Here is a 26,176-nt window from a genome sequence, read left to right on the forward strand (position 1 = left end):
CTGTCGGAACGTCCGGTCTACGGCTTTCCGCACGATTCAGGTATATAAATACTTCGGCCATCATTCCGGGTCTGAAGTCGTGGGCCGGTTTATACGATGACGTGGCGCTTTGCTTCGAGTGCCGCACGACGACAGACTCGCTCCCGACCGATCCCACGCTCGCCCGTCCCAACCGACGAGGTCCCCGCTGACATCCCCATCCCTCCAAACCCACCCACCGTACCGCGCTCGTCGGTCGCCGCCGTCGGTCGCTCCCGCCCGTCACCCGCAGCCGTCCAATCGGCCGGGCTCCTCGTCACCGACCGCCAGCCCACAGCCGCCTTCCGTCCGGACCCACCACCCTCGCCGCTCCCCCTCCACCACGGTTCCGCCGGCACCGACCGCCCCGCTGTCGTCCCGTGTGGCCCTCCAACCACTCACGGATCCGCAACGACGACGTTCCGTCACATACGGATATTGTCGCTGCTTGCCCGGTCGACCGCACGGCGTCCGGCCGAACGCTGTGAGGACGGAGCGAATCTCCCGGTGGCGTGCAGTCGAAGAACTTCGAATACGCTCCTCAACTCAATGTACTGCTCTTGATCGGATCCTCGCGGGTCACCAACAAAAAGAACAAATAAGCGAAAAGAACCTATAGTTCTCCGTTGGGAACGGCATACCAGTACTGCGTATTGGATGCGTCGGGTCCGAAGTTGAAGCCGGCCTCGTAGTGGTCGGCCGTAATTCTTTGTCTGTAGTCGGTGTCATCACCTAGGTCGCAAAGAGAGAGGTAGTCCTTTTGCCAGGTGATATCATGAGAGGATGAGTTATAACTCCAATTGAGTTCCGTGGCCTCTGTGCTTCCACTTGAGGAGAAATACAGGTCGGGTTGTGAGTACGACGCCGATAGAGACCCGCTTCCGCTTGTATCAGTACCTACTGATACACTGATGCCGCCAGATACTGACCATGTCCCATCTTCTGTTCCAGTTGGCGCTCGGTTGACAATCGTAGGGTCAGAGGCGTGGGATTTACCCCACTGGTGACTAGCCATACTGTAGTCGGTCGTCCCGGCGGAGTCGCAGGTCGTATTCCTACCGGGAATTACCTGCGTAGTAGTGCCTAGCCCCCAAAGGGTGTCGTTTGTCGAGTGTGTGTACACAGAAGAAGTCATGACAACTTTGCCTCCTTCACAGTCCCCAAATTCTGTCGTTGAAGATCCCCACTCGCTGAAATCGCCCTGATCGGTTACGTCTTCGGCACTGATGCCGCCATTGCTGGAGCCGGTGGTGATCCTACTCGGGGATTGGATGTGCCCCCCGTTCTGTACGAAGTTTTGTGCAGAGGAGTGCCGTTGGGCACTTTCTGAGTCGACAGTCTTCGACTGACTCTCGATTGTCGTAGTAGTTGTTGAGCTTCTTGAGCGAGAGCGAGTGGAGGAGACAGTGCCGCGATACCGTTTGGCGACCCCGCTTTGGTCGACAGTAATCGCGTACGAGACGAGAGTCTGATTCTCCGACTCGGTTGGTTGAAGCGTGAGAGATGTTTTAGAGCCGAACTTTTCATTGTAGTCTTGCTCCACTTCTCGGTGCAACTCCTGAATGTCCCCTTGGGTGATAGGGTTGTCCCGACTTCGTTTGATAAGGCCACTTACCTCGTCGGTTGAGGAAGCAGTAGCCAAGCCGGTTGTTGCTACAAAGCCACCTGCGGCGGCCGCGGTGGTTCTGAGGAATGTTCGATGCCGGGGTTTCCAATTAGAGTCGTCTATAACTCATTAATAACAACCATTTAGACATATAAATAAGTAATTATTGCCGGACAAGTGTAGATATCTAAAAGGCCAAAATAAGTTGTCAGATATAAACTGGTAGAAGAAGGATAATATACAAAATCTTGGCTATAAAATTCTGAATTCCCGTTCGTCCCTGCTACGCGGAGAATCCGTACACTCTCGGTGGTGCACTCACGACTGCCACACCATCGACAATGGCCGGTGGGCTTGCGACACGCCACCGAAATCTTTGCGACGACTTTACTCTACCATTCGCAGCCTTCACTGTCACAAGCTGTCCATCTGAACTGGGTATCAAAACACTGCCGCCTGCAAGGGTAGCCGAGCGGTCCATATTTCCCGCAGAAATTCCTGGAATATCTGCTTCAGCAGGTATCTTGAGCTTGTATGCTGTATTCCCTGTCTCGATCGAGTACACCTGAAGATACCCATCAGAATCAGAAACGAATAATCGGCTGTCAGACTTCGTGGGGGAGAACGCATGCACTCCTTGAATTTCCGCCTGCCAGGCCACCTGTCCAGATGACAAATTAAGAACGATGACTGACCCGCCACCATTACCAGAGACAACAAACCTGTTGGTGATAAGCGGGACATCACCCGGATGTGATCCGTTGACGCCATGGTAGGTCCATACAAGCTCATCTTGAGCCTTCGAGAACGCCTGAATCGCACTTGTGGTACGCACGACGATCAAGTTACGGTTGGATGCCAGGTTGCGAGGGATCCCCGCAGTTTTGAAGACGCGTGTCCCTGAGTTTTCAGTGAGCCGTGCGAGCGCCCCTTCTCCGTCTTGATTGATGCCAACAAACAGGTCGTCTGCAACTTCAAGAATCGCAGTTACAGGGGTACTGTGATCCGGGATGGTATACTTTTGATTTTCCTCCCCTGTGTGGAGATCGTAGGCCGCAACACTATCATCAAGTGTTACGTATACAGTCGCTTCGCCCGTTGTAGGCGGGGTTTGAATCCGCGTGCTTTCTGGAACATTGGTTTTCCAGAGTTGTTCCCCCGTCTTTGGGTCCAAACCATAGAGTGTCCGGGCTTGGGTCTGAATGAGGATGCCTTTTCGTAGCAGTGGTTGAGATGGAGGTTGTGTTACTGATCCGCTTACTGCTGTGGCCCAGCTCAGTTGCAAATCCGGTGATTCAGGAGTGTTAGCAGTTCGAGCGTTGGTCCGGTGTGTCGTCGGCCATGTTCCGGATATCGAACCGATCGGCGTCGCTTCACCAATCGTCTTACTACTGGAGTTCGCGGGCTTTGATCGAGACTCGCTTCTAAGTTGCGGTGTCGTACAACCGGCTAAACTGGCGATAGATGCCGAGATAAATGTCCTTCTTTTCATGTGATTAGTCTTTCTGACCGAAATGTATCACTGTTTCTATCCCACAGAGGAAGCGTTCGGATAAGCTGATTCCATGTGAAGGGATCACCAATGCCGGTGCCGTTCGATAAGTCGACCTTGATACAGGGTACTACCAAGTGATGGGCCGCGCTCTCCCGACTGAACCAGTAGTAATCCAAAGAGCATCCGTCTTTAGCTAAGAGATGCCTTGTTGAATCTACAGACAGTGTAGCGATCACTCTTTGAGTGCTTGTTCGAGATTGTCGACGGCGACGATCGGCACCGGGTCTCGAATCGATTCGGCCGCTCCAGTGTCCGTCTGAAACCGTCGGCCTCTGTCCGGAGGGTCTCCGCGTAGCCGGCGCGTCAGCCGCCCAAGGGTCCGTCTGAAACATGGCCGATTTGGAGGCCATAGCGGCTATCCTGCCGGAACTCACTTCACCATTTCCGTCGACCCGCAATAACCCCTGAACCCCTGGGGGGTCGATGGAACGAGGCCGGCGACGTGGCCGAATCGCTTGCGACGGCGTCGGCGAGCGGCCCGTCGACGCGAGAATCCATCTTCCAGTCACGCTCTCCGTGGGTACGTTCGCACCACTTATCGAGCCTCAGAAACCACGTCTTGACCGGATCGACTACCCTGTGAGTGACGTAGAGACTCTGCAATACGGTGGAACAGTGCGTGACCTCCGGAAAGTGCAAACCCATATCGAATTGTTCGGTAGCAACAATCTACAATGATCCGTCTCAGAACTCGTAGGTGTCGACGCCGTCGGGCAGGTCGTCCGATGTCGGCTGTCGATCTGGCCGACTCCCGGCGTCGCCCAGACAGGCGGTACAGATGCCGTCGCTCTCGGCGTAGTGGTTCTCACAGACCTGTCTCCCACACAGGTCACAGGCGTCCTCGCTGGTCGCGCTCTCACAGATCTCACAGAGTCCGGTGACGCTCATGCTACACGATAACACACCGAGCGGCGAGAGGCTTACGGTCGTGGGTCCCGAACCCCGACTGTGCAGTACGACCGTCTCACTACGGGGCTGGCAGTCGTGCTCGGTGGACTGACCGTCGTCCTGACGGTGGTGGGCCTGGTCGAGAGCCCCGCCGTCCTCGTTCTCGCGTCGACGTTCGGCGCGGCGACGTACTTCGTCTACTACCACGCCAGCGGGCGGATGGCCAACCGAGTCTACCGGCGGGTCGAACGGCAGGCCAGGGTCGACGGCGGTCGACAGCGACGGACCGGCGCTGGTCCACGCGAGGAGTGGGAACCGCCGCGCGACGGTGCGAGCGCGCGTCGGGCAGGCGGGGGCGCGCGTGCCCGACAGACCGGCGGTTCGCGGAGACAGCGGGGGCAGCGCCAGCGACGCGAGCGACGGGCCCGCGCACCGTCGGCGAGCGACGAGATCAGCGCGACGGAGGCCTACAGCCGGCTCGGCCTCGATCCGGGTGCCGATCAGTCTTCGGTCAAGGCCGCGTACCGACAGAAGGTCAAAGAGGTCCATCCCGACACCGACAGCGGCGACGAGCAGTCGTTCAAACGGGTCAAAGAGGCCTACGAGCGGCTGAACGACTGACCGTAGCGGAGAGCGTCGGTGCCAGACCGACCCCTCAGTCGTCGAGCAACACGGCGTCGACGTACTCGGCTGCCGTCTGGCGTGCGGTCGCCAGGGTGTCCTCCTCGTCGAGGACGACCGCTCGGGTGCGAGCGCCGTCGACGATCGTCATGAGCGCGCGTGCGACGTGTTCGGAGTCGACCGGCGAGAAGACCCCTTCCCTGACGCCGTGGTCGATCACCGTCCGGAGCATGTAGCGGACGTACTCGTCGTTTTGCTGGAACCGCTCGCCGAACGTCTCGTTGTAGGGTGCCTGGCTGCGCATCTCCAGCATCGCGATCAGCAGATCCTGGTGGTCCTCCGCGTCGGCGATCAACTTATCGATCAGTAAGTCGAGCCGCTGTTCGGGGTCCGTCGTCTCCACGTCGTGGACTGCCGCCGCGAACTGATCGAGGATGTAGTCCAGAAACGCCGCGAGGAGGTCCTCTTTCGTCTCGTAGTGGTAATGTACGGCGGCAGTCGTCTTGCCGTACTCCTCCGCGATGCGCTTGATCGTCAGGTCGGCGTAGCCGTGGTCTCGGAGCGCGCGATAGGTCGCGCGCATGATCGCTTCGTCCGACTCCGAGAGTGATCGGTCCGGCGGTTCGGCCATTGCTATAACGTATAGCCAGTCCCGCATAACGCTTTTGACCGCCGAACAGTCATCGGTCAATCTTCGGCCAACCGTCGTCGTCGTGTCGCCGTGGCCGTGGTCGCCGTCCGCTTCCAAAGGATTTTGACTAAACAGTCAGTAAGTCAGATATCGACCGACATGGAGGACGAACCAGCCACCGAGATTCTACACGCGACGTATCGCGCCCTCTGTGACCACGGCTACGCGAATCTCACCGTGCAGGACATCGCCGCCGAGGCCGACAGGAGCACCGCCTCTATTCACTACCACTACGACGACAAAGACCAGCTGTTCGTCGCCTTCCTCGATTATCTGTACGACCGATACACCGAGCGCCTGGCCGACGTGGACGAAGGCTCGCCGCGGGACCGACTCGACGCCCTGTTCGACGTGTCGTTCGACGACGGTCCCGACGGCCCACAGCAGGCGTTTCGGACGGCGATGCTCGAAGTGACGGCACAGGCACCGTACGACGATGCAATCCGTGACCGTCTCGCGGAGTTCGACGAACTGCTGTTCGAACAGCTCCGAGAGACCATCGCGGACGGCGTCGAAACGGGCGTGTTCGACGACCGCGTCGATCCGGCCGTCGCGGCGGAGTTTCTGACCGCGACGATCACGGGCGCACACACGCGAGAAGTCGCCGCCGGTGCTCCGTCGGACCGTCTGTACGCCGCGCTCACCGAGTACACCGAGCGACATCTGCTGGCAGCGGGTTCGACGGGGGTCGCGGACTGATGGGACTGCTCGACCGGATCCGAGCGCTGTTCAAAGGTCCCGAGGAGTTCGATCTCACCTCGGGGAGCATCGGCAAGCCCCTCTTTTTCCTGTCGATGCCGATCGTGATCACGAACCTCTTCCAGACGGCCTACAACCTCGCGGACACCTTCTGGCTCGGCCAGTACAGCACGGACGCGCTGGCCGCGATTAGCTTCGCGTTCCCGATGGTGTTCCTGCTCATCTCGCTTGGCATGGGCATCTCCGTCGCCGGGAGCGTGCTCGTCGCTCAGTACACGGGTGCCGGCGAGGAGCGAGAGGCGGAGTACGCGGCCTCTCAGACGGTGACCTTCGCGGCTATCGCGTCGGTCGTGCTCGGCGTCGTCGGCTTCTTCGCCGTCGAGGCGTTCCTCGGCGTGATGGGCGCGTCCGCGGACGTGTTGCCCCTGGCGACGAGCTACATGGAACTGATCTCGCTGGGACTGCTCTTCATGTTCGGCTTCGCCGTGTTCATCGCGCTCATGCGGGGCTACGGCGACACCATCACCCCGATGGTGGTGATGTTCGGGTCGGTGGTGCTCAACATCGTCATCGACCCGTTCCTGATCTTCGGCTTCGAGAGCAATCCGCTGTTCTCGATGCTCGACCTGGGGAGCCTCGAAGCGACGCTGCTGGCGGCGACGGGCTACACGGGATCGGGCATCACCGGGGCGGCCATCGCGACGATCTTCTCGCGGGCGGTCGCACTCGTCGTCGGCCTCACGATCATGTTCCGTGGCAGGCGGGGCGTCCAGATCCACCTCGGCGACATGGTGCCCGATCTCGACTACCTCCCGCGGCTCGTCCGGATCGGCCTGCCGGCGTCGGTCGAGGGGATGGGGCGGGCGCTGTCGATGAACCTCCTGCTGTTCATCGTCGCGTTCTTCCCCGACGCCGTCGTCGCCGCCTACGGCATCGGGACGCGCGTGTTCTCGGTGATCTTCCTGCCGGCGATCGCCGTCGCCCGCGGCGTCGAGACGATGACCGGCCAGAACATGGGCGCGGACAAACCCGACCGGGCCCAGCGAGCGACCGGGCTCGCCGCGACGGTCCTCTTCGGCGTGCTCTCGGCCGCGGGGATCCTCGTCTTCTTCGTCGCCGCACCCATCGCCGACGTGTTCACGACCGATCCCGAAGTCGTCGCCGTCGCGACGCAGTTCCTGCGCTACGTCGCGCTGACCTTCGGCTTTATCGGAATCATGCGGGCGTACACGGGGAGTTTCCGCGGGGCCGGCAAGACGCTCACCGCTGCGGCGATCTCCGTGCTGATGCTCGGGGTCATCCGGTTCCCCATCGCGTGGTTCGCGGCCGGCGAGATCGGCGAGACCGGGATCTGGCTCTCCTTCGCGATCTCGAACGTCGCCGGTGCGGTGATCGCCTACGGGTGGTATCGTCGCGGGACGTGGCGCGACAACGATCTCACCGAGGACGGAATCGACCTCGACGACGCGGGGATGGAGCCCGCGACGACGGACGACTGACCATGGTCGACGGACGCGTCTCGACTAATCACGGGGCGGAGATCGAGCGTCGCCTGGACGCCCTCGTGGACACGCACGACGATCACCTCCCGTCGCGAGTGTCTCCAGTCCTCGACGACCGGTGGGCTCGACGACGGGTCTCGGGACCGTCTCGAAGCGTTCGGCCGGACCCTCGCGGCCAGACGAGCAGCTAGGTGGACGCTCGCCCTCGACGCCGCCTGCGCCCGTCGTTCGAGGCGATCGAGGACGGACCCACGCCCACCCGTCCGTAACGGACATACCGATCGCCGACCGAGCGATCGTATGCAGGAGACACCGCCGCTGGTCGTCGACGTCGACGGAACGCTGACCGGACCGGACCAGGCAGTCGCGCCCCGTGCGATGACGGTCCTCGCGGAGTGGCCGGCTCCGGTGGTCGTGGCCACGGGCAAGGCGTTCCCGTTCCCGGTCGCGCTCTGTCAGTTCGTCGGCATCGAGCCGTGCGTGATCGCGGAGAACGGTGGCGTCGTCTTCGTCGGCGAGAGCGACGAACTGGTGTTCGGCGGTGATCCGGAGGCCGTCGACGCCTTCGTCGCGGCGTATCGCGAGCGGGGACACTCGCTCGGCTGGGGGAACGTGGACCTGGCGAACCGCTGGCGCGAGACGGAGATCGCCGTCTCGCTGGACCAGCCCCGCGAACCGTTAGACGAGCTGGCCGAGACCCACGGTCTGACCGTCATCGACACGGGCTACGCCTACCACGTCAAGTCCCCGGGCGTCGACAAGGGGACGGGGCTGCGGGCGGTCGCCGAGGAACTCGGGTACGCACCCGGTGACTTTCTCGCGGTCGGCGACTCGATCAACGACGTCGCAACGTTCGAACTGGCCGGCGAGAGCGTCGCCGTCGCCAACGCGGACGAACACGCGGCCGCGGCGGCCGACCGCCGGACCGACGCCCGGTACGCCGCGGGGTTCCTCGAAGCGGTCGAACCGTATCGGTGAACGCGATGGATCCGGCGGTTCAATCGTCGTCTGTCGCTCCGGAACGGTCGAGCTGTCCGGTCGTGGCACCGCCCCAGTCGTACCGGCGCTGGAAGTACAGCGCGACGTTGACCAGCGCGAGCAGGACCGGCACCTCGATGAGCGGGCCGACGACGGTCGCGAACGCGACGCCGGAGCCGACGCCGAACACCGCGACCGCGACCGCGATCGCCAGTTCGAAGTTGTTCGAGGCGGCGGTGAACCCGATCGCCGTCGTCGTCGAGTAGTCCGCACCGATGCCCCGTCCCATACCGAAGCTCACGAGGAACATCACGACGAAGTAGATCGTCAGCGGCACCGCGATCAGCAACACGTCGCCCGGCGACGCGACGATGGCTCCGCCCTGCGTGGCGAACATCACGACGACCGTAAAGAGCAGCGCGACCAGTGTCAGCGGATCGATCCTCGGGACGAACTCCTCCTCGTACCACGCTTCGCTCTTGACGCGGGTCCCCACGTAGCGGCTCAGGAACCCGGCCCCAAAGGGAATCCCGAGGTAGACGACGATCGCCTCGAACACCTGCATCGGCGTGATGTCGAAGGTCGTGATGCCGGCGACCAGCGACTCCATGCCCAGCACCGGCGGGAGAAAGAGGGCGAAAAACCAGACGTAGACCCCGTAGGTGACGATCTGGAAGAGGCTGTTGAACGCGACCAGTCCCGTCACGTACTCGGTCGACCCCTCCGCGAGTTCGTTCCAGACGAGGACCATCGCGATACAGCGGGCCATCCCGATGAACACCAGGCCGAGGAAGTACTCGGGACGAGCGGGCAGTCCCGGGACGAGACCGCTGAAGAAGATCACGGCGAGTCCGAACATCAGCGTCGGACCGATCAGCCAGTTCTGGACGAGGCTCAGCCCGAGTACGCGCCAGTTGCTGAAGACGGTCCGGAGCTGCGAGTAGTCGGCCTTGGCCAGCGGCGGGTACATCATCAGGATCAGGCCGATCTCCACGAGGTGGAGATCCTGAATCGGCTGAGTCACCGACGGAGCGACGAACCCGAGACCGACGCCGACCGCCATCGCGCCGAAGATCCAGACGGTGAGGTACTTGTCGAGCACGTCCATCGACCGTGGGTCTCCACAGCTCTCACACTCGCAGTCCGGCCCGTGGTCGTGTTCGCCGTTACTCATCGATCTCCGCCTCGATTTCGTCGAACAGCGCGGCGACCCGATCTTCGATCTCGTCGCGGATCGCACGCACCTCGTCGAGGTCCTGTCCGTCCGGATCGTCCAGCGCCCAGTCGCGCACGTCGACCGTGGCGTCGAGATCGAGCGTCGAACAGCCCATCGTTGCGACGTGGTCGCAGGCGTCCAGCTCGGCGGTCGAGATCTCGCGCGGTGTCCGGTCCGAGATGTCGATGCCGATCTCGTCCATCACGTCGATCACCTCCTCGTGGACGTGGTCGGCCGGATGAGTGCCGCCGGTACGGATCTCGACGACGTGACCGAGGTCCCGACGGTCGCGCTCGCGCTCGGCGAAGGCCGTCGACATCTGCGAGCGGCCGGCGTTCTGGACACAGACGAACGCGAGGCGAACGTCGGCCATCAGACCTCACCTCGCGTCTCGTCCAGCGCCGACAGGAGTGCCGTCGTCCGCGCTGTCGCCTCGTAGTAGCGCCAGGTCCCGTCCTTGCGTCGGCTGACGAGCCCCGCCTCTCGGAGGTCCGACAGCGCGTGACTGATCGCGCTCTCGCTGACGTCGACGACAGGACTGATCTCACAGACGCAGAGTTCCTCATCGGCGGCCGACAGCAGCCGTGCGATCCTGTAGCGGGTGTCGTTGCTTAGCGTTGCCAGTGCCGCCAGATCGGCCTCGGGATCCGACGGGATCGTCGCTGCGTGCGATTCGATCGATTCGACGCGGTCCTCGACGTCGCCGTCACAGCACTCGCCGAGTTCCCGCGTGAGGAGTCGCTCCAGTCGGTCAGATTGTTCGGCCATCTCTACTTGTTTGGTTGCACAACTGTTCATATAATGGTGGCGGATCCGCGCGCCGGCCGGGCCGTGTGGGTGTCGATGCGTGGGCAGGGCCTGTTCGCCGGACCGTGTGGGTGTCGGTGAGACTGTTTGCTGGACTGTATCGGTTCGCCGGGCCGTGTGGGTGTCGATGCGTGGGCTATGCCGGTTCGCTGGGTGTGTGCCGATCAGCCGGTGGGTCCCGACTGGTGGCCACTTTCGTTCCACCGTTGGAGAGCACCAGACTGTCGCCTACGGACCGCTATTGACCGCTCAGGTGGGATACGTCCTCGTACCCGGGGAAGGTTTTTATTCTGTGGTCCGTTACCCCGTCGCATGAGCCCCGACCAGGCCGTGCTCCGCCGTGCGATCGAGCGCGGTGAACAGGAGGGCGGCAGCGTCGAGTTCAAAGAGCGGCTCACCGAAGACCTCCACCTCGCCGAGGGTCGGCTGGAGAGCCTCGCCGCACAGTTGCGCCACCGCGTCCTCTCCGGTGACGGGGAGGCAACCTACGTCGTCGGCGTCACGGACGACGGCGGGCTCGCCGGGATCTCCCCGGAGGCGTTCTCCGAGTCGATGGACGTGCTCTCGCTGCTGGCCGACGAGGCCGGCGCACACATCGACGCCGTCCAGACCTGGGGGGTCGACAGCGCATCGCAGACGGCCGACACGGCATCGGACGGTGCCTCGGCGACGGCAGACATAGATCCAGACACCGCGCCAGAGGGTATCGTCGGCGTCGCGACGATCCGTGAGGGTGCCGTGCTGGAGGACGACGACCACATCGTCGTCGGCACCGCGGGCCACGTCGACCACGGGAAGTCGACGCTGGTGGGCACGCTCGTCACCGGGAGCGCCGACGACGGTGAGGGAAGCACTCGCTCGTATCTGGACGTGCAGCCCCACGAGGTCGAACGCGGCCTGTCGGCCGATCTCTCCTACGGCGTCTACGGCTTCGAGGACGACGAGCCGGTCCGCATGGACAACCCCGACCGCAAGGACGATCGGGCACGCGTCGTCGAGGAGTCCGACCGCCTCGTCAGCTTCGTCGACACCGTCGGTCACGAGCCGTGGCTTCGGACCACCATTCGGGGACTCGTCGGGCAGAAGCTCGACTACGGCCTGCTGACCGTGGCAGCCGACGACGGACCGACCAAGACGACCAGAGAGCACCTGGGCATCCTGCTCGCGACGGAGCTGCCGACGATCGTCGCCATCACGAAGGCCGACCTCGGCGACGACGAGCGCGTCGCCGAGGTCGAACGGGAGGTCGAACGAGCGCTGCGAGACGTGGACAAGACCCCGTTGCGCGTCGAGCGCCACGGCGTCGACGCCGCGATCGAAGAGATCTCCGAGACCGTCGTTCCCGTCGTGACGACGAGCGCCGTCACGATGGACGGGATGGACCAGCTCGACGCGATGTTCGAGCGCCTCCCCAAGACCGCCGGCGAGAGCGGCGCGTTCCGGATGTACGTCGATCGCAGCTACAACGTTCAGGGCGTCGGCGCGGTCGCCTCCGGGACGATCAAGTCGGGCGTGGTCGAGGCCGGCGACGAGTTGCTGCTGGGACCGATGCCCGACGGCACCTTCCGCGAGGTCGAAGTCCGGTCGATCGAGATGCACTACCACCGCGTCGACGAGGCCAAAGCCGGCCGCATCGTCGGCATCGCACTCAAAGGCGTCACCGAGCCCGCGCTCGAACGAGGAATGGTTCTGCTCCCCCGCGACGCCGACCCGGACCCGGTCAGGGAGTTCGAGGCGGAGGTTATGGTGCTCAACCACCCGACGCGGATCGGCGACGGCTACGAGCCGGTCGTCCACGTCGAGACGATCAGCGAGGCCGCCCAGTTCTTCCCGACCGACGGCCAGCTGTTGCCCGGCGACAGCGGCGAGGCTACGGTCCGCTTCAAGTTCCGCTCGTACCTCGTCGAGGAAGGTCAGCGGTTCGTCTTCCGCGAAGGCCGATCGAAAGGCGTCGGGACGATCACCAGCGTCGAGACGGACGACTGACGGCGGCGTCGGACTGCGGCGTGAGGTGAGAACGGAGAGTGAGAGGAAGTTTCGAGTGCTTTTGCGAGTGGCGGGGTGGTGGGGTGGTAGTGGGGTGGTGGGGAGGGGTGGTGGTGGAGTAGAGTGATGGAGTGAAGTGGTAGGGAGAGAGGAGGTTTCGAGTGCTTTTCGCTGTGTAGATGGGGGTGTGGGGCGGAGTCGATACCGACTCATACTGCCGGCTGTAACTGTTTCGAGTAACTGTCTCGAGATATTCGCGACCACGGGGTCGCGAAATTCTGTACAGACGTACCGCGGGCAGTATCAGGAGTCGCCGGCCACGTCTTCGATGTCCTCGCGGGTGTCGAAGACCAGTTCGGGATCGAGATCGTCGAGTTCGAACTCGTAGTACTGGCCGCCGCTGAGGCCCTCGTTGCGTTCGTAACGTTTGAGAAATCCGAGCATCCGCAGGTCCGAGAGGTGGCTGTGGACACTCCGGACGGTCGTCAGCGGTTCGTTCGCCCACGATTCGGCGACGTTCTGGTAGAGCTCGTAGATCTCCTTCGCACGGGCGGGCGTCTCGCCGTCGTCTTCGAGATGAGCCAGCGTCTCCAGAACCAGCTGTGCGTGGGTCGTCTGATCGCGGATCTTGTCGCTGAGACGCCCGCGCTGGACGCGCTCTCGGGCGCGTTCGATGTGTTCGTCGGTCACCCGAAACTCGCCCTGGTTCTCGGCGACCTCCGCTCCGACGCGTAGCAGGTCGATCGCCTGCCGGGCGTTGCCCATGTCGCGAGCGGCCAGCGCGGCGGCCATCGCGATCGCCGACGAGTCGTAACCGTCGTCTTTCAGTGCGTTCTCCGCACGCTCTTCGAGAATTGCGCGGAGTTCGTCGGCCGAGTACGGCGAGAAGGAGATCTCCGTCTCCATCAGCGTGTCTTTGACCTTCGCCGAGAGCTGCTGGCGGAAGGTGTAGTTGTTCGAGATGCCGATGACGCCCACGCGCGAGTCGGTGATGTGGCCGATCGAACGCGCTCGCGGGAGCTCGTACAACAGCGTGTCCACATCGTCGAGGTGGTCGATCTCGTCGAAGACGACGAGGTGGGTACCGCCAGTCGTGTCGAGTTCCTCGTACAGCGCTCCGAAGGCGTCGCCGGTTCCGAGCCCGCGCTTGGGGAACGTCTCCCCGTCCGGCCCGCGGAGGTCGTTGACGAGCGCTCGCACGACCATGAACACCGTCTTCCCGTTGCAGTTCTGCTCGTGGACGTGGAGCGCGTCGGCCTCCGGACGCTGCTGGATCTCCTCGGTCAGCGCGTCCATCATGTAGTTCGTCACCGCCGTCTTCCCGAGCCCGGCTTTCCCGTAGAGGAAGATGTTCTGGGGGCTCCGGCCGAACAACACGTCCTTGAGCGCGTTGCGGTACTCCTCGATCTCTTCGTCGCGTTCGAGGATCTCGTCGGGCTGGTAGTCCTCGGTCAGGACACTTTTGTCTGCGAAGATAGTGTCCGTAATCGCATCGAAGGGACCACCCATCGTTAGTTCGACCAAACCGTGGCCACCACATAAACCTTACTTCACGTGTTTCTCTTGTTTCTCGTGCTTCAGGAGGTTGCCAGCGTGGCGACGATCATCGTTTCCGATCTCGTCTTCCCCACTGTGAACCCCTCACACACCCGTCCCCCGATTTTTCGTCGCACCGCACTCACGTGAAAGCACTCGAAAGCTACTCTCACTCAGTGGTCGACTGGCCTCCGACACGACGAACCATCAACGACTACGAGCCGTCGTCGATTCCGAGTCGCCAATGACCACCACCTGTCGACGATCACCACCTGTCGACACTGTCCACACACTCCCCCGCTCGCTACTCCGCTATCCCCACCCCTCATTCGCAACCGAAAGCACTCGAAATCCCCTCTCACTCTCTACTGACTCGCCCGTTCGCCGTCTCGGTCGCTCCCCAGAGTAGATTTCGAGTGCTTCTCACGCGACCGCACCGGCCTGTCGGGTGGGGAGAGTACGTTTCGTGTGCTTCCCGACAACGACTCACACGACGCGAGCGAGACCGGCCAGACGGCCCGCCTCACTGCCAGCCCTCGCGCCGATCAGTGCGTCGCCCGGTACTGCCCGTCGGCCTCAGACACCAGCCCGAACGTCTCGGCCCACCCGAGCAACCGCTCTCCTCGTTCGTGCCACTCGGTTTTCCAGTCTTCGTGGCGGTTCCGTTCCCACCGGGGAATCTCCTCTCGGATGGCAGTAAAGACCGCTTCGGGCGTCCGTGGCTCCGTCGCCACACACCCCAGCACCTCTCGGGCACCGAAGACCCGCTCTCGGAAGGCTTCGGCCAGTTCCTCGCCGCTCGGCGCGTCACGCACCCGGTGGAATCCGCGGTCGGTCTCGGCGACGAGGGCCAGCGCCTGCATGAACGTCAGGTACTCCCGTGCTTCGTCTCGCGACGTGACCGCAGTTCCGTCCCGCACCCGCGTACAGCAGTCCTCGACGCTGCCGGGGACCAGTGGGAGCGTCCCGGCGGCCGCTCGGAGGAAGCGCACCGTGCGGACCGGCGGGACGATCTTGTACCGGAGGTCAGACATCCGCTCAGAGTCCGAAGCTCTCGGCCAGCACGTCCTCGTGGGTATCGCCGAAGACGTGGGTCTCGCCGCCGAGCACGTCGACGGTCACCTGCGCCGGTGCGAACACCTCGACGGGGACCTCGCTGAAGTCCCAGTCGGCGTCGTCGAACGCCTCGACCAGCGGCGTGCCGTACTCCTCGGCCGCGACGGAGACCACCTCGTCGAAGCGATCGAACTCCTCCTCGACGGTGAGGTGGACCTGCCCGCCGTAGGCCAGCGCGTCCGTCGTGCGGGCCATCGCAGCCTCCTCGCTGTCGGCGACGGGTGCGACGGGCGCGGAGCCGGTCGCCGAGAGGATCGAGACGGGATCGTACCCCAGCTCGGACAACCGGAACGCCGCCAGCTCGGCGGCCCGTGCGGCGGCGACGACGCTGCCCGTGACGCTGGCCGTCGCGTAGACCGGGAGGAAGACGGCCGTCTCGGGAACGCCGGTCCGCTCGGCGACGTGGCCGGCCACGTCCTGCTCCGGTAGCTCGTCGGCCTCGATCGTCAACACGGCGAAGTCCGCGGCGTCGTGATAGCCCACGCGGCTGTAGATCTCCTCTTCGGCCACCAGCGCGCGGGCGGGGCCGCTGCCCAGCCCCTCGAAGCCGCCGACGCTGAGCTCCCAGCCGCCTTTCTGGGAACACAGCAGCCCCAGGGCGGGGTGATCGGTCGACAGTTCGACGTGGGTCAGCGGCGCGCCCGCGACGCTCGACAGCTTCGTCTGGACGGTCGCCAGTCCGGCCGTCTGTATCTCGGTCGCGAGCAGCCCCGCCTCGACGGCACCGGGAACGTCGACACCGAAATCGAGCACCGCGGCGTCGCCCTCCAGCGCGTGGACGGCGATCGTCAGTTCGTCGGCGAAGTCGATCGCCTCGTCGACGAGCTCCGTCGCCATCCGATTGAGACTCTCCATACCCACCGCTTGGCGCTCCCTGCCCTAAGACTGTTCGTGTTCGACGGGCACCCGCTCTCGCCGTTCGGCGACGGGCGCTATCTGTGGTTACGCGGACGTACTCACGTCACGACGAGATAGACGCCCGCCGCGGCCAGGACGAGTCCGGCGACGCGTCCCAGCGTCTCGTTGATCTGGACCTCGTCGCCGCCGGCACCCAGATAGAGGTACTGCTGCTGGAGTTTCCCCATCGCCACCGGCTTGATCGCCCAGACGACGCCGAGTACCACGCAAAACGCCCCGAACGCGACGGTCAGCCACGATTGCATGCCCACACCTGTGTCGGCCTTCGTGAAATCAGTCGCGGTCGCTCCGGGCCGCCCGACCGAGGTGCTCCTCGACGGCGGTTACCTTGTCGGCGGCCTCCTGGTCGACAGTCCGCTTGTCGTCTATCTTCAGGAAGGTCTCGACGCGATCGGCCTCGACTGCCTCGTGGGCGGCGTGTGCCGCGTCGAACAGCTCCTTGCTGTCCTGGGCTTCGATGAGCGTGCCCATCGGCGTCGTCTCGTAGGACACGTCGAACGGCTCCAGCGCGGCGACGGCGTCGGCGACGTACGACGCCATGCTCTCTTCGACGACCGGTGCGACCGAGAGGAACGCGATACAGGTCATGCTGGTAGCTGACGGTTCGACACACCGCCCCTTAGATCACGCGGTGGCAACATTCCACATTATCGCGATCACCACGTGACCGCGATCACCATGTCACCGCGATCACCACGTGACCGCGATCACCATGTCACCGCGATCACCACGTGACCGCGATCACCATGTCACCGCGATCACCACGTGACCGCGATCACCATGTCACCGCGATCACCACGTCACCGCGGGAGGTTGTGGTACCGTTCGGAATGCGAAACACTCCCTCTAACACCGTCGCCGACTCCGCCCATCTCCGCCTCACCGTTGCCGACTCCATGTTTTTCTCGACCGTGTACGACCTCAGTCAGTGACGAGTGGGCGCTGTATCGACTCCTCGTACCGTTCCAATAAGTATAGGTTATTGGGCACGAAAGTCGCCCTCGTGAGGGGTGTTTCAGACGACGTTGCGGTGCTCGTCCTCGAAGACGAGACCGAACTACTGGACGCGTACGTCAACGGGCTCGAAGACGAGTACGACGTGTACGCAGCCGAGACCGCGGCGACTGCGACGGACCACGTGGACGGTCTCGGCGACGATCTCGACGTGGCCCTCCTCGATCGCCGGCTCCCCGAACGGTCCGGCGACGACGTTCTGAAGTACATCCAGTCGGCACCCATCGACTGTCGAACGGCTATGGTGACCGCCGTCGACCCGTCGCTCGACATCATCGACATGGGGTTCGACGACTACGTGGTCAAACCGGTCACGCCGTCCGACCTTCGGACGGTGATCGACCGACTGTTGAAACTAGAAGCGTACGACGACGTCTACCAGACGCTGAGCGAGAAACGCGTCAAGCGGAGCGTCCTCGCGGCCGAACTGTCTCGCACGGAACTCGAACGCAGCGAGGAGTTCGCCGCGCTACAGTCCGAGATTGCCGATCTCGAAGCCCAACTCGAATCGATCGAGTCGGAGATCGACGACGAGGCCCTCCCGCACTGATCGCGCCGATCAGGTCGGCGGGCTGGAGATCTCGCCGCTCATGTCGAGTCGGCGGTTGTGGACCGCTTCGCCCGACCGTCCGTCGAAGAGGTGGATCGTCTCTTCGGGAATCGAGACGGTAACACGATCACCGACGGCGGCCTGCTGGAGGCCGTCGATCGTCGCGATGAACGTCTCGCCCTCCGGTGCGCTCTCGAACCGGAGATACACCGTGTTCTCGTCGCCCATCGGCTCCACTACCTCGACGATCGCCGAGTAGGTGTGGCTGCCCGATTCGTCGGTGCCGACTTCGACGTCCTCGGGGCGGACGCCGAGCGTGACGTTTCGGGTCTCGCCCACGTCGTCGAGCGTCGACTGAGAGAGGGGATACTCGAACCGCGAACCGACGAGCGTGTCGCCGTCCCGCTCCATGTCGAAGAAGTTCATCGACGGATCGCCGATGAAGCCGGCGACGAACTGGTTGGCGGGCTCGTGGTAACACTCAAGCGGCGTCGCCACCTGCTGGAGCTTCCCGTCGTTGAGGATGGCGATGCGGTCGCCCATCGTCATGGCCTCGGTCTGGTCGTGGGTGACGTACATCGTCGTCACGTCCAGTTCGGCCTGCAAGCGCTGGAGCTCCGTCCGCATCTGGGAGCGCAGCTTGGCGTCGAGGTTGCTGAGCGGCTCGTCCATCAGGAACACCTCCGGATCTCGGACGATCGCTCGGCCGAGCGCGACGCGCTGTTGCTGGCCACCAGAGAGCTCCGAGGGTTTGCGATCCAGCAGCTCCGCGATACCCATCGTCTCTGCGGCGTCGTGGACTCGCTCTTCGATCTCGTCGTCCGGGAGCGTCGTCGACTCCTCCAGGCCGAACGCCATGTTCTCCGCCACGGTCATGTGGGGGTACAGCGCGTACGACTGGAACACCATCGCGATGTCGCGATTCTGGGGTTTCTCGTCGTTGACGACCCGTCCGTCAAGGCGGATGTTGCCGCTGGTCACCGTCTCCAGCCCGGCGACCATCCGCAGGGTCGTCGACTTGCCACAGCCGGAGGGGCCGACGACGACGATGAACTCGCCGTCGTCCATCTGGATGTCGACGTTGTCGACTGCGACGATCTCGCCTTCTTCGCCGTCATGGAACACCTTCGTCAGTCGGTCGAGTTCGAGCGTTCCCATCCTACCGCCCCCCGGAAGCGACGGTACAGTTCTCGTGCGATACGTCTCGTCGACTGTGTGACTGATGTCGAATCATGAGTTCCTGCTGGCTGGTGCGTCCGGTCATGTCGCCACCCCTTCGGCGAACTCCTCGCCGAACATGATGTACACCGCGAGCGTCGGCAAGGCGGCGATGAACGCACCCGCCATCCGAAGCGCGAAGTCCTGTCCTTCGAGTGACTGTCCCAGGCCCGCGAGGATCAGCACGATCGGTGCGGCCGTACTGGACTCGGTCTGGACCAACACGAGCGTGAACAGCAAGTCGTTCCAGATCTGGGTGAACTGATAGATCAGAACGACGGCGAACATCGGTCCCGACAGCGGGAGGACGATCCGGCGATAGACGCGCCGGATCGACGCGCCGTCGAGCCGTGCCGCTTCGATCATCTCCTCGCTCATGTTCTTGTAGTACGATCGGAACAGCACCGTACAGATCGGGAGCCCGTAGGCGACGTGTGTGACGATGAGCTCGACGACGCCGGTGTAGTCCGAGCTGATCCCGAGTGCCCACACGAAGCCGAGTGCCTCCTGCAGTGGTATCATCGACCAGAACTGCGAGAGCGGCACGAGCACGGCCTGGTAGGGGATGAAGATCCCCGCGACGAACAGCGCGAGGATCGGTGCCTTGTACTTGGGCTTCCAGTTCGACTGCGTGATTCCGTAGGCCGCGAAGCTGCCCAGCAGCGCGGAGATGACTGTCGCCGGCACCGCGTACAGCGCGCTGTTGACGAGCCCGCGCGCGAGCGCGTCGAACGCGGTCTGCCACTTCGCGAGCGTGAACACCTCCGGGGTCGGCGGTGCGAACGGGAGCGTCCCGCTGACGCCGGTGCTGGTCTTGAACGAGGTGACCAGTCCCGATTCGATCGGGATCAGGAAGAACGCCAGGATCGTGAGCAGGCCGAGGTACAGCGCGACGCGGTAGGCGTCGATCTCCGCGAGCAGTCCCGCTGGCTGGTCCGATCCCGCCGCCGATACAGCGCCACCGTCCGTCCGTGTCTCGTCGCTCATAGGTGTCCCTCCTTGTACTGGTAGTAGAGGTACGGGCCGACGATGCTCAGTGCCATCAGGAACAGCATGATCGCGATCGCCGACGAGTACGCCCAGTTGAGGTTCGCGTACGCCTCACGGACCATCTTCGTCGCGAGGATGTCGGCCCCGTTCGGTGGTCGGTAACCGCCGACCAGCGAGTACAGGAAGTCGAAGGCCTTCAGCGCGAACACCATCAGGACGACCGAGGCGCTGATCGTCGATCCCTTCAGCTGTGGGATGATGACGCGCCAGTACATCCGCAGCGTCGACGCGCCGTCGACCTTGGCCGCCTCGTAGTGCTCGTCCGGAATCGCGCGCAACCCGGCGAGGTAGACGACCATCGCATAGCCGGCGAACTGCCACATCAGCGCGAACACGACCGCCCAGAGAACGATATTCGGGCTACCGATCCAGTCGACTCGGTCGAGGCCGACCGACGTGAGCACGATGTTGATGACGCCGTTGTTGAAGTTGTACATCCACGCCCAGAACTGGGCGGTCACCACGAACGAGAGGCTCATCGGGAGCAGGTAGATCGTCCGGAAGGTGTTCTCGAATCGGATGTTCCGGTCGATCAGGATCGCGAGCCCGAGCCCGATCGCCAGCGTCACGAGCGTGAACCCGATCAGGAGAACGAACGTGTTGACCGCGGCGTCGACGAAGCCGCTGTCGCTCAGCGCTCGGGCGTACATCTCCAGGTCCAGATCGCTGTAGTCCGGCGTTCCGAACCCCCGGAAGTCCGTCAGCGAGATCATGACGTTCCAGATGATCGCGCCGTAGACGAACAGCCCCACCAGCAGGAACGGCGGGAGCCAGAACTGCGAGGACTCGACGAAGTCGCTACCGAACCGCTCGTTCAGCCTGGTGATCGGCCCGAATCCGGTCTGCCGTTGTTCTTCGACGACCCCGCCGTCGGTGACTGCGTCGCCACTCTCCTCGGTGTCGTCGTTATGCGATGCCATGTCTCTCACCACCTGTCGAAACCGCCGAAATCCGGTCGCTCATTGGACCGGAATCAGTTGGAGACCGCGTCGATGAAGCCGCTGGTCGCCGCCTCGACGTTGTACGGTCCCGAGAACTCGCTGGAGATCACGTCGTTCAGCGTCGACATCGTCTCGGAGTCGACACCCAGACCGTGCTGGAGGTTCGGGGGCCGCTCCTCGGCGTTGGCGAAGTCCTCCTGGGTCTCCTGAAGGTACGGACCGAACGCGCTCATGTCCACGTCCGTCCGGGTCGGGATCGATCCCTTGTACTGGTTGAACGCGACCTGTGCGGCCTCGCTCCCGACGAAGGCCATGAACTTGTCCGTCTTCTCCGGGGTCGGGTTGTTCGACGGGTAGAGGAACGAGTCGAAGTGGAGCATGTACATCCCCTCGGAGCCGGGGTACGTCTTGAAGCCCCAGTCCTCGTCGTACTCGAAGTCCTCGGCGTTACGGAAGGCACCGGCCGCCCAGTTGCCCTGGTGGATGAAGGCGGCGTTGCCCTCGATGATGTTCTGGTTGGACTCCGTCAGACCGATCGAGGACGCGTCGTCGTTGATGTAGTTCTCGAGGATCTCGGCGACCGACTCGAAGGCCGACTGGACGGCGGCCTCGTCGGGACTGCCCTCGATGAAGTTCATGTAGGCGTCGTATCCTTCCTTACCGAGCATGGTCGACGCCCACAGCTGCGTCGTCGTCCAGGTCCCGCTCATACCGTGGGTCATCGGCACCGCGTCGGTCTCGGTCGCGACCGTCTCCAGTGCGTCGATCAGGGCCGAGACGCTGGTCAGCGAATCGGGATCGACGCCCGCCTCCTCGACGACCGAGGTGTTGTAGAACAGGCAGTTCAGTCGGTGGGAACCCAGCGGGACGGCTCGGAACGCACCGTTGTACTGGTGGAGATCGACTGCCTCCTGGACCATCACGTCCTCGAAGCCCTCTTCGTCCCACACGCTGTCGGCCTCGCCCAGCACGCCCTCGTAGCGCTGGAGGTTCTTGCCGGGCCAGTTGGCGAAGGAACTCGGCGGGTTGTTGTTCTGCAGCCGATTGGCGACGACTGCGTCGAGGTTCTGGTTCCCGCCCCCACCGATGGGGTTGAACTCGTGTTCCATGTCGGGGTACTCCTCTTCGAACGCCTCGACGAGTGCTTCGGCCGCTGCTGCACCGTCGCCGCCGGTCCAGCCGTGAAGCACTTCGAGTGGGTCCCCGCTGCTGTCGCCGCCGTCACTGCCGTCACTGCCGTCGGTGTTCTCACTGCCGCCGTCGCCGCCGTCGCCGCCGTCACCACCGCCGTCCCCGCTACAGCCAGCGAGGCCGATCAGTGTTGCCGCTCCTGTCGCTTCAACGAACCGCCGCCGCGAAAGTCGGTCACTATCGTCAGTCATGGTACTCCATGGTAGGGAATGATCGATTGCCATATATATTTGTCCCTCTGAGCGAAACCATTCTTACTGAAATTTTCTCACTTAGTTCTGTTTACTATAGCGAACAAACTGTGTGTCGACAGCCGACCAGAACGATCGAAGACCGATGGGCATACGGCGGTCCACACGGTGGTCGTACCCATGCGCCCTTCGACGACCGCCGCAACGTACCCCATCGCTGGCGACGCGCGTGAGCGGCCGCTGCTCGCCGTGTGGCTGTCGCTCGCTCTCTCGTTCGTCGTCCCAGCCGTCCCACTGCTCCCGGTCGTCGGCTACGTCGTCCGTGTCCTGACGGCCAGCGAACGGGGTGACTCTCTTCCCCCGTTTCTCGCGGACGGTCGAACCCTCCTCCGGCAGTCCGTCGGCGGGTCGATCCTCTGTCTGTTCTTCCTCGGGTTGCCCCTCGCCGCCCTGCTCGTGACGGTGTACGGCGTCGTCACGCTGGACGCCAGCGCGGGCGACCTTCCGACCGGTCGCATCCTCGCCGGTTCGACGGCGACGCTGTTTATCGGCCTGCTGGGGCTCTACTTGCTCCCGATCGCGCTGACGGTGTACGGACAGACGGGGTCGCTCCGGCAGGCGTTCTCGATCGAGTCGTTTCGGTCGATCGGCGGCCACGGCGCGTACTTCTTCGGCTGGACGCTCGGGTTCGTCGCGCTCACCGTCACGCTCGGCATCGGAGGCTCGCTCCTCACGTTCTCCCGCGTCGGGCCCCTCGTCGGGACGTTCGTCTTCGCCTACGGATTCCTCGTCGCCGCGTACCTGTGGGGGCGTGCGATCGCCCGTGCGCGCCGACGCTGATCGCCGACACGCGACGACGAGGAATTTCTATATGGTGAACGATGCTCCAGGTCGACGGTGTCACGGCCCCGCTCTCGGGGTCGCCCGAGGACGGACGCGTCCTGCCGAACCGACTCTCTTCGACGCGGAGGTCCCCACCGGAGCTACGGACGATCACGGATGCTCATCGTCGGTGATCTCCACGCACGTCCGCGGGTCCCACGCCACGGGCACTCGCCGGCTACGCCCGTGCGACGTACGAAGAGCCATTCACACTCGAAGGACGAGCTGCGATGTCTCCCTTTCGAGAGACGAGCACACGGTACGCAGTGCTCGTCGCAGGGATGCGGTGGGAGATTTGAACCTGAAGCAGACGTGCTCACTTCGTTGCGCGCGACTGCTGTGGTTCAAATCCCTCGTACCGATATTTGCCGCTCGCGAGTTCGCTCGCGGCAAAAGTATGCGGTGGGGGGGATTTGAACCCCCGTTAGGACCGTGGCAGGGTCCTGTGATACCACTACACTACCACCGCGGGTGAGTGCATTTTGATGTGGCGAGGGTGAAGGATAAAAGGCTTCCGAATTGGAGCCATAACCGTGGGAGGGCGACCCGAACGATACCCTCACACACCGGGGTCCCGTCTCGCGTTACGGGCTCCCGCCGACGACGAGCCACTGGTAGGTGAGACTGCCGATGCCGAGCATCACTATTCCCATGATGACGGTGCCGATAGCTATCCCCAGATTGAGGACACGGTACGGCAGGGCGTGGTCGCGCTCGAAGTCCTCTCGCTCGTAGATTTTCCTGAGCCCGACGACGCAGACGAAGACCACGACCAGCGCATTGATGACGAGAAAGTTGTCCCACATTCCCGCGATCACGAGGTTGGCGAGAATCGTGAGGCTCCCCAGCAGTGCCAACCCACCGCCGAGGAGGTAGAGTTGTCGCGTCAGCACGTGTCACAGTACCGATGGTGCCCGGATATATCCACCGTCGGAGCGTCCGTGGCGACAGCTGTCTGATCCCGCTCCAGTCCTTCCCAGTCGCATGGAACGTAGTCACGTGGAATCGCCAGGTAACGACCATCTAGGGCCGTGTGAACGCTTCTCATCGCGCGCGTGAAGCGGACTCTTTTTAAGGATGGCTGGGGGATGTATCGGCACAGTCTAGTGGCGCGACGTGGAAGCGTTCCGGTATGACGACTAGCGTACTCGTGCCGTCTTCCCTCGTCCGGGAAGCCGAGGACAGACGCGAGGCGACTCGCAAGCTGGGATACGTGGCCCGCGCGGCCGTCGTGTTCCGGGTCGATCGGCTGACGATCTTCCCCGATCCAGCGGGAGCGGGGAAGTGGGAAGACGGGTTCGTCGAAACCGTCTTGCGGTACGCCGCGACGCCGCCGTACCTCCGAAAGGAGGTCTGGGGCAAGCGGGACGAACTGGAGTACGTCGGCGTCTTACCGCCGCTCCGCGTCCGTTCACAGACCGGCTCCGGATCTGAGGGTTCGGGGTCGTTAAGACAGGGAATCGTGACCGAGGTCGGAGCTGATGGGCGCGTTCGGGTCAATTGCGGACTGCAACACCCGATCTCTCTCCCGGTACCTTCCGCGATGGAAGTGCCCGGCGAGGGGGAGCGCGTCACCGTCAGGGTCTCTTCGCGACGGCCAGTCCGCGCAAAGCTCGTCGACGAGCCCCTCACCGGGTACGTCGTCGACACCGCGGACGTGGATACGGCACTCGAACGGTCCGACGCCGGGTTCGCCATCGCCGCATCGCGGCATGGTGAGGAACTCGGCGTCGACCGGCTCGGCCAACTGGTCGAGCGCCGGGACGACGCGGGCCACATGACAGTGGCCTTCGGCGCTCCGGAGCGCGGGTTGCCAGCGATATTCGGATTGGACCCGGACGACGCCGTCCCAGACGGCACAGGTGACGACGACGCCGGGTTCGACCTTTGGCTGAATACGGTTCCAAACCAGGGAAGCGAGGTCGTGCGAACCGAAGAAGCGATGTTCGCCACTCTCGCTTCGCTGACCCTCACGGAGTAGACCATGCCACAACCAAGCAGACCACGCAAAGGCTCGCTGGGCTACGGCCCGCGTACGCGAGCGGCGAACGAAACGCCGCGCTTCAACAGCTGGCCGTCCGACGACGGCCAGGCTGGTCTCCAGGGGTTCGCCGGCTACAAGGCGGGAATGACACACGTCACTCTCGTCAACGACGAACCCAACTCCCCACGCGAGGGGATGGAAGAGACCGTCCCGGTGACGGTCGTGGAGACGCCGCCAGTGCGCGCCGTGGCAGTCCGAGCCTACGAAGACACGCCGTACGGCAAGCGTCCGCTCACGGAGGTCTGGACCGACGAGTTCCACTCGGAACTCGATCGCGCTCTGGACCTTCCCGAGGGCCACGACGCCGATGCCGCAGAGGAACAGGTACGCGACGCACTCGACGCCGGTGACATCGCGGACGTGCGCGTCGTCACGCACACGGTCCCCGACGAACTGGCCAACGTGCCAAAGAAAAAGCCCGACGTGATGGAGACGCGAGTCGGCGGTGGCTCGCTGAGCGACCGATTCGAGCACGCGCTCGAACTGGTCGACGACGGCGGCGAACACGCCATGAACGACGTGTTCCGCGCCGGTGAGTACGCCGACATCGCGGCCGTCACCAAGGGGAAAGGCACCCAGGGCCCCGTCAAGCGATGGGGCGTCCAGAAGCGGAAGGGCAAGCACGCCCGCCAGGGCTGGCGACGACGGATCGGCAACCTCGGTCCGTGGAACCCCTCCCGGGTCCGCTCGACGGTGCCCCAGCAGGGCCAGACCGGCTACCACCAGCGAACCGAGCTCAACAAGCGCCTCATCGATATCGGCGACGGCGACGACGCCAGCGTCGACGGCGGCTTCGTCAACTACGGCGAAGTCGACGGGCCGTACACGCTCGTCAAGGGCTCGGTTCCCGGTCCGGACCAGCGCCTCGTGCGCTTCCGACCGGCAGTGCGTCCGAACGACCAGCCGCGCCTCGACCCAGAGGTGCGCTTCGTCTCGACGCAGTCGAATCAGGGATAAC

At 63.7% G+C, this 26,176-nt stretch carries 26 protein-coding genes and 1 tRNA gene; 9 read left to right on the forward strand and 18 right to left on the reverse strand.

Translation table 11 applies throughout. The features are described 5' to 3' along the window. Positions 1–261: 261 nt before the first annotated feature. The 3 genes from HMUK_RS17595 to HMUK_RS08630 all read right to left on the reverse strand — a co-directional run bounded on the left by HMUK_RS17595 (position 262) and on the right by HMUK_RS08630 (position 4,067). Entirely contained in the window at positions 262–420 is a 159-nt protein-coding gene (locus HMUK_RS17595) for a hypothetical protein (RefSeq protein WP_164731980.1), read from the reverse strand. 1,487 nt (positions 421–1,907) lie between these two features. Further along, entirely contained in the window at positions 1,908–3,116 is a 1,209-nt protein-coding gene (locus tag HMUK_RS16760; protein ID WP_015762759.1) for an outer membrane protein assembly factor BamB family protein, read from the reverse strand. A gap of 747 nt (positions 3,117–3,863) precedes the next feature. Continuing rightward, a complete protein-coding gene (locus HMUK_RS08630) occupies positions 3,864–4,067 on the reverse strand; it encodes a hypothetical protein (protein WP_015762760.1) in 204 nt (67 codons plus the stop codon). Between the two features lie 60 nt (positions 4,068–4,127). On the opposite strand from HMUK_RS08630, the gene HMUK_RS08635 reads away from it, so the two are divergent. Beyond that, positions 4,128–4,688, forward strand: coding sequence for a J domain-containing protein (locus HMUK_RS08635; RefSeq protein WP_015762761.1), 561 nt, complete (start codon positions 4,128–4,130; stop codon positions 4,686–4,688). 34 nt (positions 4,689–4,722) lie between these two features. On the opposite strand, the gene HMUK_RS08640 is transcribed toward HMUK_RS08635, so the two are convergent. Further along, a complete protein-coding gene (locus HMUK_RS08640) occupies positions 4,723–5,319 on the reverse strand; it encodes a TetR/AcrR family transcriptional regulator (protein WP_049940791.1) in 597 nt (198 codons plus the stop codon). 159 nt (positions 5,320–5,478) lie between these two features. On the opposite strand from HMUK_RS08640, the gene HMUK_RS08645 reads away from it, so the two are divergent. The 3 genes from HMUK_RS08645 to HMUK_RS08660 all read left to right on the forward strand — a co-directional run bounded on the left by HMUK_RS08645 (position 5,479) and on the right by HMUK_RS08660 (position 8,558). Next, positions 5,479–6,078 carry a TetR/AcrR family transcriptional regulator gene (locus tag HMUK_RS08645; protein ID WP_015762763.1) on the forward strand — a complete coding sequence of 200 codons (600 nt, stop codon included), beginning with the start codon at positions 5,479–5,481 and terminating at the stop codon, positions 6,076–6,078. Further along, positions 6,078–7,577: an MATE family efflux transporter gene (locus tag HMUK_RS08650; protein WP_015762764.1), complete on the forward strand. Its 1,500-nt coding sequence runs from the start codon at positions 6,078–6,080 to the stop codon at positions 7,575–7,577. Before HMUK_RS08645 ends, HMUK_RS08650 begins: the two co-directional genes overlap by 1 nt. A 303-nt stretch (positions 7,578–7,880) precedes the next feature. Next, positions 7,881–8,558, forward strand: coding sequence for an HAD-IIB family hydrolase (locus HMUK_RS08660; RefSeq protein ID WP_015762765.1), 678 nt, complete (start codon positions 7,881–7,883; stop codon positions 8,556–8,558). Between the two features lie 19 nt (positions 8,559–8,577). Here the strand turns inward: HMUK_RS08660 and arsB are convergent, their stop codons facing one another. Genes arsB through HMUK_RS08675 form a run of 3 tightly spaced genes read right to left on the reverse strand, consistent with a single transcriptional unit; the run spans position 8,578 to position 10,542 of the window. Next, complete coding sequence (arsB, locus tag HMUK_RS08665; protein ID WP_015762766.1) at positions 8,578–9,732, reverse strand: ACR3 family arsenite efflux transporter; 1,155 nt, start codon at positions 9,730–9,732, stop codon at positions 8,578–8,580. After that, complete coding sequence (locus HMUK_RS08670; RefSeq protein ID WP_015762767.1) at positions 9,725–10,147, reverse strand: arsenate-mycothiol transferase ArsC; 423 nt, start codon at positions 10,145–10,147, stop codon at positions 9,725–9,727. The genes arsB and HMUK_RS08670 overlap by 8 nt, the downstream gene beginning before the upstream one ends. Further along, the gene (locus HMUK_RS08675) at positions 10,147–10,542 is read right to left on the reverse strand and encodes an ArsR/SmtB family transcription factor (RefSeq protein WP_049940793.1); all 396 of its coding nucleotides are present in this window, start codon (positions 10,540–10,542) and stop codon (positions 10,147–10,149) included. The genes HMUK_RS08670 and HMUK_RS08675 overlap by 1 nt, the downstream gene beginning before the upstream one ends. 351 nt (positions 10,543–10,893) lie before the next feature. Between HMUK_RS08675 and HMUK_RS08680 the strand changes: the two genes are divergently transcribed. Continuing rightward, positions 10,894–12,567 (forward strand): GTPBP1 family GTP-binding protein, encoded by a 1,674-nt coding sequence (locus HMUK_RS08680; protein ID WP_015762769.1) that lies wholly within the window; start codon positions 10,894–10,896, stop codon positions 12,565–12,567. A 303-nt stretch (positions 12,568–12,870) separates the two neighbouring features. Here HMUK_RS08680 and HMUK_RS08685 read toward each other — a convergent pair whose 3' ends face one another. The 5 genes from HMUK_RS08685 to HMUK_RS08705 form a co-directional block, all read right to left on the reverse strand. Beyond that, positions 12,871–14,076, reverse strand: a complete 1,206-nt coding sequence (locus HMUK_RS08685; RefSeq protein WP_015762770.1) for an orc1/cdc6 family replication initiation protein — start codon at positions 14,074–14,076, stop codon at positions 12,871–12,873. Between the two features lie 572 nt (positions 14,077–14,648). Continuing rightward, on the reverse strand, positions 14,649–15,137 hold the full coding sequence (locus HMUK_RS08690; RefSeq protein WP_015762771.1) for a hypothetical protein: 489 nt from the start codon (positions 15,135–15,137) through the stop codon (positions 14,649–14,651). A 4-nt stretch (positions 15,138–15,141) separates the two neighbouring features. Then, complete coding sequence (gene mch / locus HMUK_RS08695) at positions 15,142–16,074, reverse strand: methenyltetrahydromethanopterin cyclohydrolase (protein ID WP_015762772.1); 933 nt, start codon at positions 16,072–16,074, stop codon at positions 15,142–15,144. A 101-nt stretch (positions 16,075–16,175) separates the two neighbouring features. Next, positions 16,176–16,382, reverse strand: coding sequence for a hypothetical protein (locus tag HMUK_RS08700; RefSeq protein WP_015762773.1), 207 nt, complete (start codon positions 16,380–16,382; stop codon positions 16,176–16,178). 28 nt (positions 16,383–16,410) lie between these two features. Then, positions 16,411–16,725 (reverse strand): MTH1187 family thiamine-binding protein, encoded by a 315-nt coding sequence (locus HMUK_RS08705; RefSeq protein WP_015762774.1) that lies wholly within the window; start codon positions 16,723–16,725, stop codon positions 16,411–16,413. Between the two features lie 415 nt (positions 16,726–17,140). Here HMUK_RS08705 and HMUK_RS08710 point away from each other — a divergent pair, with 415 nt between their 5' ends. Then, the gene (locus tag HMUK_RS08710; RefSeq protein ID WP_223270946.1) at positions 17,141–17,701 is read left to right on the forward strand and encodes a response regulator transcription factor; all 561 of its coding nucleotides are present in this window, start codon (positions 17,141–17,143) and stop codon (positions 17,699–17,701) included. A gap of 9 nt (positions 17,702–17,710) precedes the next feature. On the opposite strand, the gene HMUK_RS08715 is transcribed toward HMUK_RS08710, so the two are convergent. The 4 genes from HMUK_RS08715 to HMUK_RS08730 form a co-directional block, all read right to left on the reverse strand. After that, positions 17,711–18,859 carry an ABC transporter ATP-binding protein gene (locus HMUK_RS08715; RefSeq protein WP_015762777.1) on the reverse strand — a complete coding sequence of 383 codons (1,149 nt, stop codon included), beginning with the start codon at positions 18,857–18,859 and terminating at the stop codon, positions 17,711–17,713. A 102-nt stretch (positions 18,860–18,961) separates the two neighbouring features. Next, positions 18,962–19,906, reverse strand: coding sequence for a carbohydrate ABC transporter permease (locus HMUK_RS08720; protein ID WP_015762778.1), 945 nt, complete (start codon positions 19,904–19,906; stop codon positions 18,962–18,964). After that, positions 19,903–20,889, reverse strand: coding sequence for a carbohydrate ABC transporter permease (locus HMUK_RS08725; RefSeq protein ID WP_015762779.1), 987 nt, complete (start codon positions 20,887–20,889; stop codon positions 19,903–19,905). Before HMUK_RS08725 ends, HMUK_RS08720 begins: the two co-directional genes overlap by 4 nt. Before the next feature lie 53 nt (positions 20,890–20,942). After that, complete coding sequence (locus tag HMUK_RS08730) at positions 20,943–22,292, reverse strand: ABC transporter substrate-binding protein (RefSeq protein WP_015762780.1); 1,350 nt, start codon at positions 22,290–22,292, stop codon at positions 20,943–20,945. Between the two features lie 180 nt (positions 22,293–22,472). Between HMUK_RS08730 and HMUK_RS08735 the strand changes: the two genes are divergently transcribed. Beyond that, on the forward strand, positions 22,473–23,132 hold the full coding sequence (locus HMUK_RS08735) for a DUF4013 domain-containing protein (protein ID WP_015762781.1): 660 nt from the start codon (positions 22,473–22,475) through the stop codon (positions 23,130–23,132). Between the two features lie 440 nt (positions 23,133–23,572). On the opposite strand, the gene HMUK_RS08740 is transcribed toward HMUK_RS08735, so the two are convergent. Both HMUK_RS08740 and HMUK_RS08745 read right to left on the reverse strand, forming a co-directional pair. After that, positions 23,573–23,643, reverse strand: a tRNA-Gly gene (locus tag HMUK_RS08740). A gap of 115 nt (positions 23,644–23,758) precedes the next feature. Further along, positions 23,759–24,067, reverse strand: coding sequence for a hypothetical protein (locus tag HMUK_RS08745; RefSeq protein WP_015762782.1), 309 nt, complete (start codon positions 24,065–24,067; stop codon positions 23,759–23,761). A 239-nt stretch (positions 24,068–24,306) separates the two neighbouring features. Between HMUK_RS08745 and HMUK_RS08750 the strand changes: the two genes are divergently transcribed. Then, a complete protein-coding gene (locus HMUK_RS08750; RefSeq protein WP_015762783.1) occupies positions 24,307–25,155 on the forward strand; it encodes a putative RNA uridine N3 methyltransferase in 849 nt (282 codons plus the stop codon). 3 nt (positions 25,156–25,158) lie between these two features. Continuing rightward, entirely contained in the window at positions 25,159–26,175 is a 1,017-nt protein-coding gene (locus HMUK_RS08755) for a 50S ribosomal protein L3 (protein ID WP_015762784.1), read from the forward strand. The last annotated feature ends 1 nt before the right edge of the window (position 26,176 follow it).

This window comes from Halomicrobium mukohataei DSM 12286, from assembly GCF_000023965.1.
GTDB classification, from domain to species: Archaea; Halobacteriota; Halobacteria; order Halobacteriales; family Haloarculaceae; genus Halomicrobium; species Halomicrobium mukohataei.

Excerpts from the sequence above, each read along its gene's own strand:
- HMUK_RS16760 (WP_015762759.1), bottom strand. The coding sequence starts at position 3,116 with ATGAAAAGAAGGACATTTATCTCGGCATCTATCGCCAGTTTAGCCGGT.
- HMUK_RS08630 (WP_015762760.1), bottom strand. The coding sequence starts at position 4,067 with ATGAGCGTCACCGGACTCTGTGAGATCTGTGAGAGCGCGACCAGCGAG.
- HMUK_RS08640 (WP_049940791.1), bottom strand. The coding sequence starts at position 5,319 with ATGGCCGAACCGCCGGACCGATCACTCTCGGAGTCGGACGAAGCGATC.
- HMUK_RS08645 (WP_015762763.1), top strand. The coding sequence starts at position 5,479 with ATGGAGGACGAACCAGCCACCGAGATTCTACACGCGACGTATCGCGCC.
- HMUK_RS08650 (WP_015762764.1), top strand. The coding sequence starts at position 6,078 with ATGGGACTGCTCGACCGGATCCGAGCGCTGTTCAAAGGTCCCGAGGAG.
- HMUK_RS08660 (WP_015762765.1), top strand. The coding sequence starts at position 7,881 with ATGCAGGAGACACCGCCGCTGGTCGTCGACGTCGACGGAACGCTGACC.
- arsB (WP_015762766.1), bottom strand. The coding sequence starts at position 9,732 with ATGAGTAACGGCGAACACGACCACGGGCCGGACTGCGAGTGTGAGAGC.
- HMUK_RS08670 (WP_015762767.1), bottom strand. The coding sequence starts at position 10,147 with ATGGCCGACGTTCGCCTCGCGTTCGTCTGTGTCCAGAACGCCGGCCGC.
- HMUK_RS08675 (WP_049940793.1), bottom strand. The coding sequence starts at position 10,542 with ATGGCCGAACAATCTGACCGACTGGAGCGACTCCTCACGCGGGAACTC.
- HMUK_RS08680 (WP_015762769.1), top strand. The coding sequence starts at position 10,894 with ATGAGCCCCGACCAGGCCGTGCTCCGCCGTGCGATCGAGCGCGGTGAA.
- HMUK_RS08685 (WP_015762770.1), bottom strand. The coding sequence starts at position 14,076 with ATGGGTGGTCCCTTCGATGCGATTACGGACACTATCTTCGCAGACAAA.
- HMUK_RS08690 (WP_015762771.1), bottom strand. The coding sequence starts at position 15,137 with ATGTCTGACCTCCGGTACAAGATCGTCCCGCCGGTCCGCACGGTGCGC.
- mch (WP_015762772.1), bottom strand. The coding sequence starts at position 16,074 with ATGGAGAGTCTCAATCGGATGGCGACGGAGCTCGTCGACGAGGCGATC.
- HMUK_RS08700 (WP_015762773.1), bottom strand. The coding sequence starts at position 16,382 with ATGCAATCGTGGCTGACCGTCGCGTTCGGGGCGTTTTGCGTGGTACTC.
- HMUK_RS08705 (WP_015762774.1), bottom strand. The coding sequence starts at position 16,725 with ATGACCTGTATCGCGTTCCTCTCGGTCGCACCGGTCGTCGAAGAGAGC.
- HMUK_RS08715 (WP_015762777.1), bottom strand. The coding sequence starts at position 18,859 with ATGGGAACGCTCGAACTCGACCGACTGACGAAGGTGTTCCATGACGGC.
- HMUK_RS08720 (WP_015762778.1), bottom strand. The coding sequence starts at position 19,906 with ATGAGCGACGAGACACGGACGGACGGTGGCGCTGTATCGGCGGCGGGA.
- HMUK_RS08725 (WP_015762779.1), bottom strand. The coding sequence starts at position 20,889 with ATGGCATCGCATAACGACGACACCGAGGAGAGTGGCGACGCAGTCACC.
- HMUK_RS08730 (WP_015762780.1), bottom strand. The coding sequence starts at position 22,292 with ATGACTGACGATAGTGACCGACTTTCGCGGCGGCGGTTCGTTGAAGCG.
- HMUK_RS08735 (WP_015762781.1), top strand. The coding sequence starts at position 22,473 with ATGCGCCCTTCGACGACCGCCGCAACGTACCCCATCGCTGGCGACGCG.
- HMUK_RS08750 (WP_015762783.1), top strand. The coding sequence starts at position 24,307 with ATGACGACTAGCGTACTCGTGCCGTCTTCCCTCGTCCGGGAAGCCGAG.
- HMUK_RS08755 (WP_015762784.1), top strand. The coding sequence starts at position 25,159 with ATGCCACAACCAAGCAGACCACGCAAAGGCTCGCTGGGCTACGGCCCG.